General features: G+C 34.6%; 13 protein-coding genes. 6 read left to right on the top strand and 7 right to left on the bottom strand.

The features are described 5' to 3' along the window. Positions 1-3: 3 nt before the first annotated feature. Both serC and ACVWYG_RS10980 read left to right on the top strand, forming a co-directional pair. On the top strand, positions 4-1,077 hold the full coding sequence (gene serC, locus ACVWYG_RS10985; protein ID WP_457270264.1) for a 3-phosphoserine/phosphohydroxythreonine transaminase: 1,074 nt from the start codon (positions 4-6) through the stop codon (positions 1,075-1,077). A 37-nt stretch (positions 1,078-1,114) separates the two neighbouring features. After that, on the top strand, positions 1,115-2,065 hold the full coding sequence (locus ACVWYG_RS10980) for a D-2-hydroxyacid dehydrogenase (protein WP_457270263.1): 951 nt from the start codon (positions 1,115-1,117) through the stop codon (positions 2,063-2,065). A gap of 9 nt (positions 2,066-2,074) precedes the next feature. On the opposite strand, the gene ACVWYG_RS10975 is transcribed toward ACVWYG_RS10980, so the two are convergent. Further along, positions 2,075-2,611 (bottom strand): hypothetical protein, encoded by a 537-nt coding sequence (locus ACVWYG_RS10975; protein ID WP_457270262.1) that lies wholly within the window; start codon positions 2,609-2,611, stop codon positions 2,075-2,077. Positions 2,612-2,792: 181 nt separating this feature from the next. On the opposite strand from ACVWYG_RS10975, the gene ACVWYG_RS10970 reads away from it, so the two are divergent. The 3 genes from ACVWYG_RS10970 (at position 2,793) to ACVWYG_RS10960 (ending at position 6,326) form a co-directional block, all read left to right on the top strand. Continuing rightward, positions 2,793-3,224: an Hsp20/alpha crystallin family protein gene (locus ACVWYG_RS10970; RefSeq protein WP_457270261.1), complete on the top strand. Its 432-nt coding sequence runs from the start codon at positions 2,793-2,795 to the stop codon at positions 3,222-3,224. Positions 3,225-3,347: 123 nt separating this feature from the next. After that, positions 3,348-4,661 (top strand): nicotinamide mononucleotide adenylyltransferase, encoded by a 1,314-nt coding sequence (locus ACVWYG_RS10965; RefSeq protein ID WP_457270361.1) that lies wholly within the window; start codon positions 3,348-3,350, stop codon positions 4,659-4,661. Between the two features lie 381 nt (positions 4,662-5,042). Then, on the top strand, positions 5,043-6,326 hold the full coding sequence (locus tag ACVWYG_RS10960; RefSeq protein WP_457270260.1) for a DEAD/DEAH box helicase: 1,284 nt from the start codon (positions 5,043-5,045) through the stop codon (positions 6,324-6,326). Between the two features lie 150 nt (positions 6,327-6,476). Here ACVWYG_RS10960 and ACVWYG_RS10955 read toward each other — a convergent pair whose 3' ends face one another. The 6 genes from ACVWYG_RS10955 to ACVWYG_RS10930 form a co-directional block, all read right to left on the bottom strand. Further along, positions 6,477-6,923 carry a hypothetical protein gene (locus ACVWYG_RS10955; RefSeq protein ID WP_457270259.1) on the bottom strand — a complete coding sequence of 149 codons (447 nt, stop codon included), beginning with the start codon at positions 6,921-6,923 and terminating at the stop codon, positions 6,477-6,479. Between the two features lie 344 nt (positions 6,924-7,267). Then, entirely contained in the window at positions 7,268-7,579 is a 312-nt protein-coding gene (locus ACVWYG_RS10950) for a hypothetical protein (RefSeq protein WP_457270258.1), read from the bottom strand. 136 nt (positions 7,580-7,715) lie between these two features. Next, complete coding sequence (locus ACVWYG_RS10945; RefSeq protein ID WP_457270257.1) at positions 7,716-9,512, bottom strand: toxin-antitoxin system YwqK family antitoxin; 1,797 nt, start codon at positions 9,510-9,512, stop codon at positions 7,716-7,718. A 695-nt stretch (positions 9,513-10,207) separates the two neighbouring features. Continuing rightward, positions 10,208-11,485, bottom strand: coding sequence for an OmpA family protein (locus ACVWYG_RS10940; protein WP_457270256.1), 1,278 nt, complete (start codon positions 11,483-11,485; stop codon positions 10,208-10,210). 241 nt (positions 11,486-11,726) lie between these two features. Next, complete coding sequence (locus ACVWYG_RS10935; protein WP_457270255.1) at positions 11,727-12,260, bottom strand: RNA methyltransferase; 534 nt, start codon at positions 12,258-12,260, stop codon at positions 11,727-11,729. Between the two features lie 30 nt (positions 12,261-12,290). Further along, positions 12,291-13,442, bottom strand: coding sequence for a galactokinase (locus ACVWYG_RS10930; RefSeq protein WP_457270254.1), 1,152 nt, complete (start codon positions 13,440-13,442; stop codon positions 12,291-12,293). Between the two features lie 74 nt (positions 13,443-13,516). Between ACVWYG_RS10930 and ACVWYG_RS10925 the strand changes: the two genes are divergently transcribed. Continuing rightward, positions 13,517-14,566, top strand: a complete 1,050-nt coding sequence (locus ACVWYG_RS10925) for an aldose epimerase family protein (protein ID WP_457270253.1) — start codon at positions 13,517-13,519, stop codon at positions 14,564-14,566. The last annotated feature ends 86 nt before the right edge of the window (positions 14,567-14,652 follow it).

Raw genomic sequence — 14,652 nt, 5'->3', positions numbered from 1 at the left:
AAAATGACACATAATTTTGGAGCAGGACCTTGCATTTTGCCGCAAGAAGTTTTTAAACAGGCGGCGAGTGCCGTGTTAGATTTCACTGATGGGTTGTCGGTTCTAGAAATCTCTCATCGCTCGGCAGAATTCGAAGCTGTTATTGAGGAAGCAGGCAAGTTGATAAAAGAGTTAATGAATGTACCGGACGGTTATTCTATACTTTTCTTGCAAGGTGGTGCAAGTTTACAATTTGCCATGGTCCCTCTAAATTTATTGGGAGATGGGCAGACTGCATCTTACTTGGATACTGGCGTTTGGTCTAGCAAGGCAATTAAAGAAGCAAAAATAATTGGTAATGTACATGTAGTAGCCTCTTCCAAGGACGAGAATTATAACTTTATACCAAAGGATTTTGAAATCCCATCAGATAGCGCATACGTTCATTTCACCTCTAATAATACCATATATGGAACAGAGTTTGTAAGATTTCCTGACACTGAGGTGCCTTTAGTGTGTGATATGTCGTCTGATATTTTGAGCAGTGTAATTGATGTATCGAAATTCGGAATTATCTACGCTGGCGCTCAAAAAAACATTGGTCCTGCTGGGTTAACAATTGCTATTGTGAAGAATGATTTATTAGGCAAAATAGATAGAAAAATTCCTTCTATGCTAAATTATAAAGCGCATGCAGACGCAGATTCTATGTACAACACACCCCCTGTTTTTTCAATTTATGTGGCCATGTTAAATTTAAGGTGGTTGAAAGCAAAAGGCGGAGTTGCGGAAATAGAGAAAGAAAACAAGCAAAAATCTGAAGCACTTTATAGAGAAATCGATAGAAATCCCTTATTTAAAGGAACTTGTACCATAGAAGACAGAAGCAGAATGAATGTATGTTTCGTTATGGATAATCCAGAATTAGAAAAACCATTTCTTAAATACGCAGAATCTGAAGGAATTGTTGGAATAAAGGGGCATAGGAGTGTAGGTGGTTTTAGAGCTTCCCTGTACAATGCATTGCCCATTACAAGTGTGCATGCTTTAATTGATGCAATGCAGGAGTTTGAAGAGAAATATCCTACAAAACAATAAATTATTAGATAATATTTAGGCGCCTAACTTTAAGTTCATGATTAAAATATTGGCCAATGATGGCATAGACCCGATAGGGCAGGAGTTGTTAGAGAAAGCAGGGTTTTCAGTGGATACAGAAACAATTCCTCAAGAAAAACTAGCTATGGCATTGTTAAACTACGATGCAATAACTGTTAGAAGTGCGACCAAGATTAGAAAAGATTTAATTGATGCTTGTCCGAATATAAAATTAATTGGCCGCGGCGGTGTTGGTATGGATAATATTGATGTGGATTATGCGCGAAGTAAAGGTATTAATGTGGTTAACACGCCTGCTGCGTCTTCTTTGTCTGTAGCAGAATTGGTTTTTTCTCATCTTTTTACGGGAATCAGGTTTTTGCAAGATGCAAATAGAAAAATGCCAACAGAGGGTGCCACCCACTTTAATGCGTTAAAAAAAGCGTACGCAAAAGGAACCGAATTGAGTGGGAAAACCATTGGTATCATTGGATTTGGTAGAATAGGACGCGCCACTGCAAAAGTTGCCCTTGGTTTGGGCATGAATGTAATTGCATACGATTTACATCCGATAGAAACAGAAATAGAATTGAATTTTCAGGGAGGAAAGTCCATAAAAATTCCGATCAAAACTATTTCCTTAGAGGAGGTTATTCGCCAGTCAGACTTTATCAGTTTACATACACCATTCGCTTCAAAACCTATTTTAGGTAAAGACGAGTTTGAAAAAATGAAAAAGGGTGTTGGTGTTGTGAATTGTTCTAGAGGAGGAACCATTGACGAAGAAGCATTAATTGCTGCAATTGACAATGGAACGGTTGCATTCGCTGGATTGGACGTTTTTAACAATGAACCAACTCCATTGGCAGGTATTTTAACCCATTCGAAAATCTCTCTAACGCCACACATTGGTGCTTCTACAAATGAGGCTCAAGAAAGAATTGGAACCGAGTTGGCTACACTAATTATAGAACATTTTAAAAAATAGGATACTATTTTAATTAGATTTTAGGCCAGCTTCATTGCTGGCCTTTTTGTTTTCAAATTTCATTATCCCAAATGTTAATCCCGCACCTATAATTATTCCTAGCGCCGTCATCCAAATCCCGCTCATAGAAGTCGTATTAATTGACAATTGATCTTGAAGTTTCTTTTGCTGGTCCTGTAGTTTTTTTACGGTGTGCATGTAGCCGATCATTCTCCCCTCGTATTCGCCCGCCTCACTAACCTTTTGTTGATTTTGCAAATCTTTATACTCCATCAGCGATTTTATTTCTCTAAATATTTGGTTATCATCTAATACCACTGTTCTTAAAATATCATTTGATTTTCGAAGGTCTTTTTTAGTTTGAAGACCAAAAATTCCAGAACGCTCTTTTAAACTCTCATCATACTGCCCAAATTTCAAACTTCTTTGATTAAGAAGGCTATTTATTTTTACCCTCTGAGTTTTATAAGACGAGGAGTCATTTTGACTGTATGTTTGCTTTGAGACCAATAAAATAAAGGCAATTAATAATATTTTTCTCACCATCGTATTTGTTGTTTTTCCGAATTATAAATATGGGATTTTTTTTAACAAAGACTCATAAATCAGACATTTTGTCTATATAAACATTTTATATCAGTCAAAATGACGTGATTTAATGATAATTTTGCATTGGTATATAAGTTGATTACTAATCTTCAAAAAACAACAATAAAAAATTATCGATATGACTCTTGCAAATTTTAATCAAAAAGCGCGCGCTAATGCGCCTTATTTTAACAACGGTTTAGAATCATTGTTCAATGATTTAGAGACGAAAAATAGTATAAAAGATAAAGTTCCTTCGGTTAATATCAGCGAAAAAGATGGATGCTTTTTGCTGGACTTGGCGGCACCAGGATTGAGAAAGGAAGATTTTCTAATTAAACTCAAGAAGAATATTTTGACGGTGACTTTTGATGGAAAAGAAGAAAAGAGGAGCGATGATCAGAAGTTTAGCCGAAAAGAATTTTGTTTTAATAGCTTTTCTAGATCATTTAACTTACCCGAAAATGCAGATGTTGATAAAATTTCAGCTGCTTATCTTGATGGCATCTTGACGATAAAAATCGGCAAGCAAGATGAGAAGTTAATACAAAAGGAAATAGCTGTTTCATAATAAATTTTTCATAATGGTTTAAGTTTAGGTTTGGTTTAATAAGAGCGGTGCCGGATGGCACCGCTCTTATTTTTGTGATTCTAAAACACCTCTTAAAATCATTTTGCTTACTTTTGCGCCATGATACCACGCGAGATTTTAGATACCAAGCGCAAAGCATTAAAAATAAATTTAGATCTTAACATTTACGGAACTTTTGCAGAAATTGGTGCGGGGCAAGAAGTGTCTAGAAATTTTTTTAACGCAGGTGCGGCCTCTGGAACAGTAGCAAAAAGTATGTCGGCTTATGATATGGCCTTTAGCGACGCCATTTACGGAGCGGAAGAATCTGGTAGATACGTAAGTCAAAACCGCGTACTTCGCATGTTAGACCATGAATTTGGACTTTTAATAGAGCGTCTTTCTGGAGAAAAATACGAAAGTCGGACTTTTTTTGCATTCGCAAACACAGTAACCACCTTAAATTATAAGCGTACGAATGAGCCACACGGATGGGTAGGGATTCGGTTTCAGACAGAACCCGCGGGTGCGCCCAACGAAATATTTTTTCACATAAGGCTGTTGGATACCGATGTAAATATGCAACAAACCGTACTGGGAATAGTCGGAGTAAATTTAATTTATGCGGCATACTACTATTCAAATGATCCTAAGACGATGGTTGAATCGCTTGCCGATAATTTAAATATCGGATCCGTTGAAATTGATTTAATATCTGTAAAAGGCCCAAAATTTGGTGTCGTTAATAATATTTTACTAAATCTTTATCTCATTGCAAAAGACTTTTCTGCTGCTGCCATATTTGACATGGATGCGCATCCGCGCCAAGCGAAAGATCTGTTGTATAAAAAAGACATCATGATTTTAAGAACAAAGTTTGGACAGAAATCAAATCCAAACTTTAATCTTTTTAATAAGGCTACCGAGCAGTTTATTAAAACTAATGATGTGGAGGATGGCAACCTTAGTTTGATGATAGAGATTTTGCTCACCAACTTACTCACAGATCAGAAAGAAGGCACGGAAGAATTAGATTTAGAATTGGTGGCTAAGAGAACACTTGATATGTGTAACACAGGAAATTTGGTTATTGTATCGAACTTTGCGAGACAAAATAGGTTGGCCATGTATTTGGAAAAATGCAAGCCTCATAGCGTCGGTATTGCGACAAATATTAACAACTTAAAATTTGTATTTAATTCGAAAAACTTCGGAGACAATTATTCGGGAAAGTTATTAAGCTATGTAAACGACATGTTTAGCAAAAATGTAAGGTTGTTTGCCTATCCATTTTTAGATAAAAAAACCAATACCGTCATCACCACTAAAAACATGCCTGTTTCAGACGATGCAAAGCCTTTATTTGATTTTTTAATTATGAACCATTACATTACTGATGTAAAAGATTACAAAGAAGATGAAGTAAACACCGTTTAATTATAGGTTACGCCAGCAAGACCACCTGTTCAGTTTACGGTTATTTTAGAGATGGTATAACCACTTAAAACTAGAAAACTTCAAAATTTAAGCGCTTCAACAACCTAAAATTTTATAAAAAAGCTAAAAAGAGAAAGGGATTTATATCCATAAATCCCTTTCTTTAAAACCAAACAAACTAATCTATATAAGATTATATAAACTGAATACCTTAAGAACCCTAAAGCGCAATAAAAGTTTTAAAACATTTAAATAATTTCAATAAATAATTTTCACGGCTCAATGTTTGGCTCGGCTCGTCATCTTTGTAGTACAGTAAATTAATAATCATGTTTATTTGATTTTTTTAGGGATATTTGCCATTTACATTAATTGAAATAGGTGTCTTTAGAAAAATTAAAACTCAGTAAACCGTTAAACGCGGCCATGTTAGATCTTGGATTTTTAACGCCAAAAGAAATTCAATCAAAAACAATTTCAAGAATGTTGGGTGGGCAAGACGTAGTTGGCATTGCACCTTTGGGTGCAGGTAAAACCACTGCATACTTACTTGCAACATTAATGAAATTGAAATATGCTTTCGAAGAGGCTCCGCGAGCTTTAATATTGGTTCCCGATACAGATCATATGGAAGAAGTATTGAATCAGTTCCACCTGCTTAATCGCAATAAAACGATTCGCATTTTAGGTATTGATCACAACGACACTCTCGCAAATCAAATGAATTTAATTACAGATGGTGTAGATATTATCGTTGCGGTGCCGGATAGGGCGCGAGCACTTTATCTTAAGTTAGCTTTAAACACCAATAAAATACAGTTCTTCATTGTGGATGACGCTCAACTGATGATTAAAAAGGGTTTCCAGCTGCCAATTACAGAGCTTGCAAATAGTGCCTATAAATCTCAACACCTACTTTTTACCGAGGTATTACATAATAAAATTGAGAAAATGATGGCGCCGTTTATGAAAATGCCTGCCATTATAGAAATAGATGAAATTGAAGAAAAAGAAATATTGACGCATCCCATGTCACTTTATAAATTGCCGGACTTTAAGAATAAATTAGCATTTGCTTCTTTTTTACTTAATGATGAAGACGTTTTTGATAAAGTTGTATTATTTGTAGAAACAAAACTTACTGCTCAGAAAGTTTTTGATGCATTGCATAAAAAAGAGTATTCTACTGTCGCAATTTACAAACCACTGTTGAATGCGGATTACGGTTTTGATGATGTGGAAGAGTTTAAGAACAATAACGAGTCCCGTATTTTAATTGTGGCGCAAGAACGTTTAGAAAACTTAGATACTTCTGGTATTCCATTTGTAATCCATCTAGAAGTGCCCGAGAAAATAGAATTATTTACCAATAGGGTAGTTAAAACCGAAGAAGGAGAAAGCAATTTTATAACATTTGCTAACGATATAGAACTTGCAAATATTAAACGAATAGAGCAAGCACTAGGTAAAAAGATGGAACTGTTAGAAATTCCCCAAGATTTTTCTTTCTTGAATTTAAGAAAAACGAAAGCTAAGGTTAAGGTTTCGGAAGTTGGCGATGAAGAAAATACAGCTCATCAAGAAAAAAAAGCTAAAAATACGAAGACTTACAATTATAGTGCGGGCCAGAAAGCCAAGATGACTTTTAAAAATAAAAAGGGCTAAAATTATTGATTAATACAATTTGAACTTGAAAAAATTAAACTAATTTTTACGTTCCCCTGCGGGTAAATATGTAGGTGTTTTGGGTTTGGTTTTTTCGCCAACATTCGTTAGTCAAAACCTAGCTTAATTAAAAGAGTCGGGTTAGTATTGCTATTTATTTTTTAATTTTTCTATAATCTTTAAAAGCGCTTTTCTATTTTTGGCTTCGTGATAAAATTTAGGTAATCTTTCCAGAAGTGTGAAGTGCGTTCGGTTTGAATGTGCTCTCAATTCAGCCGAAATATATTGCTCTAAATGGAGTAGATGTTGTTGGTTAAAGGCCCAGAATATTTCATTTTTAAAAGAAGCTAAATACCATAAATTTACTTCAAAATAAAGATTTGAAGCGGTTTTAAAATTTGCGTTGATGCGATATGTATTTATCTCTGTACTGCTATTTTTATTATAGTTACAAGATGCGCAGAACAAACGAGCTTGCTTTTCCTCATAATTTACGTAGGCGAACGCTTTCTTACAACATTTAGGGCAAACGACGGCTACTTGCTTTTGGAAATCTATTAAGCGTAAATTCAGATCATTAAAACGGGTTTGCTTCATTTTTAATAAATAATAAATCGACAGTTAAAAGCTTAACCGTCTATAATCAAAATGATTTAAATATTTTCATCTGTGTATACCGATTTGAAAAGATCTTAAAATTAAAAATTAGGTACCTCTATAATTTCAGTTTGATAAATAATGCTAATTACTAAAAAAGTCACCTGCATCATCGGAAATCTTATTGTTTTTTTCCTTGACTTTCTACTACAGCTTTATCAGTTTTCTTTAGACATAGTTTCTTTGTAATATGCGTTGAGGTGTAATTCACATAATATATCATCTGGTTTTTTTAAAAAAATTATGCACTAAAATGATTTTATCTTTTGCGTCAACCGGCCAAATCATTTCAATATTATCGCCTTTAGATGGATCCAGATGAGCTTGTATGCTGCGCCGGATTTCTGACTATCATCTTCAAATCTTAACAGGACACTAAACTGCTGTGAACTTAGGGTAGTTTCTTTTGGATTTTTCAGCCACTTGACATCAATTCTTAAAATTTTATCTACTAAATTAGTTAACAGTAATTTGTCATCACAATTTCTTACCAATCCGCCCCTGTATCCACCGATCAATTGAATTGTTCCTCTAGTTTCAGTCTTACCGCTCATATCTAGCGGATTTAGAACAAGCATTGCTTTCAAATCCTTCATATCTTCACTGCTACCCCAATTCTTCTAAAAAACCTCTTTAACTTTTCTGATGCTTGAAGATTACAAAATATTATTACCGCTAAAATACTAGGGTTTTAGAAATTATTCATTTAATGTTGTAGTTAATTTTATTTTTTTAATCGCAACTAATGTCAACCAATATCTGATAACGTTTTCCATTTGCCTCCTCATAACCTTTGTTATCCAACGGAAACCATAAGTTGAATTGGTCCTGTTTATCTTTAAGGAAAAATCGTGTAGCATTTTTTTCAGTGATACTATTGTCATCAGTTTTAGCTTCTAAATCCATATTTTTGTATAGTTCAAAAAGCGTATTTATTAGTTTGTTTAATACGTATGGTTTATTAAGTAAATCACCTGCTTGTGAATAAAATTTACTACCACAGGTTACATACCCGTTAGCATCAAACTGTATTTTTGTTGAGACTTTTCCATTAGGATAAAAAAGCGTTTCAGATGCGTTATTAGCTTGTTCAATAGGTAGTCTTTTAAACATTAATTGATTGTTAGAATAAAAGTGGTCTTCACTACCATCTAAAAATCTGGTTTCCATTTTCGATCCATTTTCAAAAAATTTTTGATACCCTTTTTGTGGTTTCCTTTCACCGTTCTCATATAAGTCAATAGATTTGAGTTTTCCATTTTCATAAAATTTTGAGCACTTTCCATTCTTTTTTCCATCAACATAAAAACTACTTTCTTTTATTTTTCCATTTTCGTAATACCAATTTTTAATAGTCCAATTGCCTTCAAAACCTAGCTTTCCGTTTGGGTAATAATTCTTCTCACTTACTTTTTTGCCCCAATTATTATACTCTGTTACTACTTTACCTCCATTTTTGTTATAACGTGAATACATTACAGGGGTTAAAGTATTGGCAGGTTTAACAAAATTTTGAATTTCTTCATTTAAATTTCCCTGTACTTCATCGTAATTTATTAAATAATTCTCGTTGAGTTCAGTGAAATTTTCCATTTCAGATACTATTTTATTGTTTTCATAAGTTGTAAGGTTATTTAAATAGTCGTTTGCACAGTCCCCTTCAAATACTATTTTCTCATTTTCATCTTTGTAAGCAAATGTACCATTGCAACTTATTGGTCGTAAAGGCAATAGAAAATTTGGTTTATTTAAGGAGTAATTAATCTGAAAAAAAACTTTCTTAGATTTTGGATCCAAATATTGTATTTGGGTTGTCGTTTCAGTTATCTTATTTCTAGCAACATAAAAATCTGCTTTGTCCTTATCGCCTATCTGGACGCCGCCCGATATAAATATATATTTGCCAGAAGGTGGTTTCGCAAAAGTAGTAATATATTGATAAATATTTTTAGCGTAAACGTCTTTGGATAAGGCAGTGGTTGATATAATCTTTTTCTGATTATCTAAATAAATTATAAATGGCTCGCGAGTTGTCCCATAAAAACTATTAAATTCATATAAGTTACCTAAATAGAAAGGTATCTCCAACCATTTAGGGTGTTTTTTTTCAATGGAAGCTCTAAGAGTTTTACTTTCTAGGCCGTTTTTTGGAAATGACTTTGATGCGGGATTGAAATAGTTATTCAAATTAATAATAACTAAGTTAATCTCGTTCATGTTGGAGAGTTTTACCAAACTATCTAATCTTTGTAAATGATAATTTTGAAGTTCATCGCTATTGCTCCAAGTTACTATAACAGAAGGTTTATTCTGCAATTTTGCAATTGCATCGAAGAGCTTAACTTCCTGATTATTGGAGGTATTTATAACTTTGATTTCCTTGTTAATAGGTAAGTCTATATTATACATAGGCAATACCAACGTTGGATATCTATTGTTAAAGGTCTGAACTTGTGCGTAAGCCTTTGTTAACAGGGCTAGAAAACCAATTAAACAGAATGAGAGCGCTTTAATTTTTAAATTTTTCATTAGATTAATATTGAGTCATAACCTATTTTAGGATATTAGTTAGAGATATTCGCTTTTTATCATCCAAATAAAATGGGTCTAACTATTTTTTTTCGAAACCAATATCGTCTGGGCCTAAAAAATGCCCATCTCGTTCCGTATTCATATCAAAATTATACACAAATAAAAAAAGCAGCAATACCTAAAGGTGGTGATTTAAAGTTTTTTTTATTTCTAGAAGTTTGAATATAGCCTCTTGCTTGGTAAAGGAGATTTTAAAATATGACCGGATAAAAAAAGGTTTTAAATTGCCAAAAAACACGACAATTAACCATATTATAGTTTTAAGCAAGGATTTAAAACAAAATTTTCTAATGTTTTTCAGCCGAGATATTTCCCTAAAACAGGTTATTTTTCTAAACTGAAAACAGAAGAAGCCTATCTAATACCTTTAGGTCAGAGCACCTTATAAGTAGCCGCAACTTCCAATCGTTATATGCATAATGTAGAATCTCCCCGATAAAATATAATTACAAATGTACTTACTCGTTATTGACAGAGCTGGATAATAAAATTTTTAAAAGGATGTTTTAAGGGACCATAATTGTAAATTATCAACGCACCAAACTAAATTTTGAGCATGTTTTTCAAAATATTTTCTACAAAAAAAAAGGTTCCGATTTTCATCGGAACCTGCTACATAATTTATTTAATTACTAGTAGATTGTAAACTCTACACGACGGTTTTGTTGGCGACCTTCTGCAGTTTTGTTTGTTGCAATCGGTTGATCTGGTCCGTAACCTGTAGCTTCAATTCTTGATGCGTTGGCACCTTGAGAAACTAAATAAGCTTTAACAGATTCTGCTCTATCTTTAGAAAGACGTAAGTTTAATTCTCTAGAACCTGTAATGTCTGTGTGACCAGCCAATTTTAAACTAAAGTCTTTTTCCATCAATAAGGCAGCTACTCTATTTAGCGTAGTGTAAGATTTTGAACGAATTGTAGATTTACCTAAATCGAATTCAAGGTTTTTAATAGCTTCATCAACAACCCTACGATCGGCCTCTGTTACAACAACTTTTGTTTCCTTGATGATTTGTGGTTTTGGAGCGGCCAAAGGACATCCTGATCCGTCTACAACTATACCAGCGGGAGTGCCAGGACATTTGTCAAATTTGTTAGCTACACCATCATTATCATCATCACCCAGGTCTTTAGCATATTGGGCTCTATCGCGTGCTGCGTTCTCTTCCGCAGAAGACAATGCTCTACGCAACTCCGAACTTTCTGCGGCAGATTTTTTACGCAAATCTGCGATGGCGCTGTAATTTTGCAATTGAGGTTTATCTGCGCTTCCTAAGGCAAATTCTACACCTCCGTGTCCATAAGAAAATTCATATTTACCAATACTAGCTGGAGATTTAACAAAGTTGACATCATAACCAAAATCTAGATTGACACCCTTAGCAACGCCGATTTTAAATCCGACACCAGTAGGTATAAAAAATCCCTCTCTGCCATTAAAGTCGCCGGTAATACCGGTTACATTGGTGCTAAAATCGGACGACATATAACCAGCACCAGCTTTTACGTAAGGAATTAGATAAGCATTCTCATTTCTTCCGCTAAAATTGGCCACATTTAACACAGCAGTTAATGCGCCAGACCATTGAATATTTTGTTCAGTTTCTCCAGGAGTTGCAGCTGTTTTAATTTTTCCTCGCAAAAAATCCGCTTGAATTCCCAAGGATGGAAGAATTTGCTTTTTTACAAATGCTCCGTAACCAATGCTGTTAAACTCTTCCGCTCTAACACTACTGCTACCAAATATGGTATTGTAACTTAATATACCTCCGTGCGCTCCAACACTCCAAGTGCGGAACTCTTGTGGTGAAAATCTGCCTGAAGTCGGGGTGGAATCCTGGGCAAACACTTGTGAAGATAAGCCTAAAAGCGCTATCAACATCGTCGATTTTGTAAGGGTAAGTTTCATTTCTATATCTATTTAAGGCAGCAATTTGCGCTGTCAAGGTCCGTATGCTAAAAAACCTTGCCAATATTCTGCAATCACTCAATTTCTACTTTAAATAGCAGCCGATTTGACAATAATAGCGTTTGCCGGGCGGAAAAGGACTATTGTTAACTAAAATGTGTATATTATTTGGTACATCCGGTTTACCTTGGACATAATAAATAACCTTTAACATTTTTACGAATGTGATGAAGGCGCCGCATTACATTAAAGTGAGTTTTGATACCATATCCCACAACACAATTCCGGCAGAAATCGAAATATTGAAAGAGTGCTTGGTTCCAAATTGTGGTATTTCTATACAATCTTCAATGTTGTCCATCACTGCCTCGCTAACCCCATCTACCTCATTGCCAAAAATTAACGCATATTTTCCGTTTATTTCTGGATGAAATAAGTTCAACATTGTACTGCCTGAAGCCTGTTCGATGGCTAAAATTTTATAATTATTGCCTTTTAAGAATTCAATTGCCTGCAAAGTAGAAGGGAAGTACTGCCAGTTTACAGATTTTGTAGCTCCTAATGCAGCCTTTTCAATTTCACGATGGGGAGGCTGCGCAGTTATTCCGCAAAGTAAAATTTCCTCGATTGAAAAAGCGTCTGATGTTCTAAATATAGATCCGACATTATGCATGCTTCTCACATTATCTAAAACCACTACAATTGGAAGTTTGGCCTGATCTTTAAAACTAGCCACATCAGGTCTATTTAAGTCGCCTAACTTTAATTTTTTCATTTAGAAGTCAAATGGAACTACGTAGTTTAATTAAAGTATTCTTGGTCCATTTCCAATATGACTTACATAAACATCTGTAGAATATCCGATACGGTCTTTGTAGAAATCAGCTAACTTTATTGTAAAATCATGTTCGAAACCTTTTTCTAAAAGTGCAATTGCGCAACCTCCAAATCCTGCACCAGTCATTCTTGCGCCGATTACATGGTCATATCCGCTGCAAAATTCGACAACAGTATCTAATTCTTTACCACTCACTTCATACAAATCTCTCAAAGAATCATGAGAAGCGTACATTAATCGTCCAAATTCCTCTAAATAACCTGCATTTAATGCTTTTGCTGCAAGAGAAACTCTATCATTTTCTTTAACAACATGGGTTGCCCTATTTAAAATGGTTTGATCGGTAATCAAATGATTGTGCAAGAGAAATTTTTCTGCCGTTAGCTCGCACAAGTTATTTAACGTAATCTCTTGGTTTAACAATTTTAATGCTGTCTGGCATTCATCTACTCGTTGATTATATTTTGAATCTGCAAGTTCTCTAGGTTTATTCGTATTTATAATGGCTAGCACATAGTTGCCTAGATTTATATCTACCATCTTATTTTTCAACGTATCGCAATCTAACAGAATCGCTTTATTTTCCTCTCCAAAAGTTACGGCAAACTGATCCATAATACCAGAATTTACCCCAATAAAATTATTTTCTACCCTTTTTGCAATCTTCACCAAGTCTAACTTTTCATATCCCAATTTGAAAAATTCATTCAGTGCAAAAGCGGTGGCAATCTCTATCGAGGCTGAAGAAGAGAGCCCTGATCCAATTGGAATATTTCCATGATAAAGAAAATCTACGCCATCGATCTGTCTTCCATCTTTCAAAAATTCGTTTATCACACCGAGCGGATAGTTAAACCAACGGCCACCATCTTTTTCGTGCAGCACATTACTTTCAACTTCGGCTTGAGCTTCAAAATTTAAACTTTTAAATCTACACTTGCCTGAATTATTTGGAGCAATCGCAACCCATGTGCCTAGCGTTATAGCACATGGCAGCACTAACCCCCCATTATAATCTATATGTTCTCCAATTAGATTCACACGCCCAGGTGTAAAATATATTGCTGATGCATCGGTACTATATTGCTCTTTAAATTTTTCTATTAGTGTATTTTTCATTTGGTTAAATGAGATGAAAACAAGTTTAAATAGTATTTTTGTCGCTTGACATTAAGATTGCTAAGTTACAATTTATGACAGTAAACCAAATACCAACAGGTAAATTTATTGATGGCGAAGAGATTATAGCCGTAGAATTAAAGAATAAAAAAGGCACCTATGTTAAGATTTTTAATTATGGAACCATCATAAGTCATTTTGAAGTTATAAATGGAAGTGGAGCAAAACAAGACATTGTTTTGGGTTTTGATGATGTTTCAGGATATTTTGATAAAGATTATTTAGCCAATGGCGCTTATTTTGGTTCTGTTATTGGAAGATATGCGAACAGAATTAAAGATGGAAAATTTAATGTGAACGGCATAGTTTATGAAGTGTCAAAAAATGCTGATGGAAATATGCTGCACGGTGGGGTGGAGGGCTTTGACAAAAAACTATGGGAGATTACCCAAACAGAGTCTGAAACTAAGGCGTCTGTCACGTTCGAATATGAAAGTGAAGATGGAGAGGAGGGATTTCCGGGGAACTTGTGGGTAAGCCTAAATGTGGAACTTACTGAAAATAACGAGTTGATTTTAAGTTACGAAGCTAAGACAGACCAAACGACACCCATAAACTTAACACATCACGATTATTTTAATTTGTCGACAAATGTCGGAAGCATTGCTAAACATGTTCAACAAATTTTTGCATCAAAATACTTAGAGCAAGACGATACATTTGCCGCAACTGGGAACCTTGCAGAAGTAAAAGGCACTCCGTTTGATTTTTTATCGCTGAAGGAGATCGGGGCAAATTGGAATAATGCGCTGGGTTACGACCATACTTTTGTTTTAGATAAGGTGTACGGCGATCTAACTTTGGCAAGTAAAACTGTAGAGAGGGACAGTGGCTTAATGTTAAGCGTGTACACAACAGAACCTGTTGTTCATTTTTACACAGCAAAGTATTTAGACGTAAAAAAGGCTAAACTTGGAAAAAATTATAGTGCTTTCGATGCATTTTGTATAGAGACCCAGCATCATCCGAATGCAGTTAATGTTCCAAATTTTCCGTCAACTGTGTTAGCGCCTGAATCGCTTTATAGCCAAACAACCATTTATAAAGTCAGCCAAACTCATTGAATTTTTTGCCACCAAATAAAATTAATTAAAATACTTTGGGCTATTATACAATATTTAGCCGCGCAAACTGTTAGTTATTTTCGATG

The sequence above is a fragment of the Pedobacter sp. UYEF25 genome, from assembly GCF_054061655.1.
Note: the sequence above shows the minus strand (reverse complement) of the source record. Positions and strands in the feature narration are given on the sequence as shown.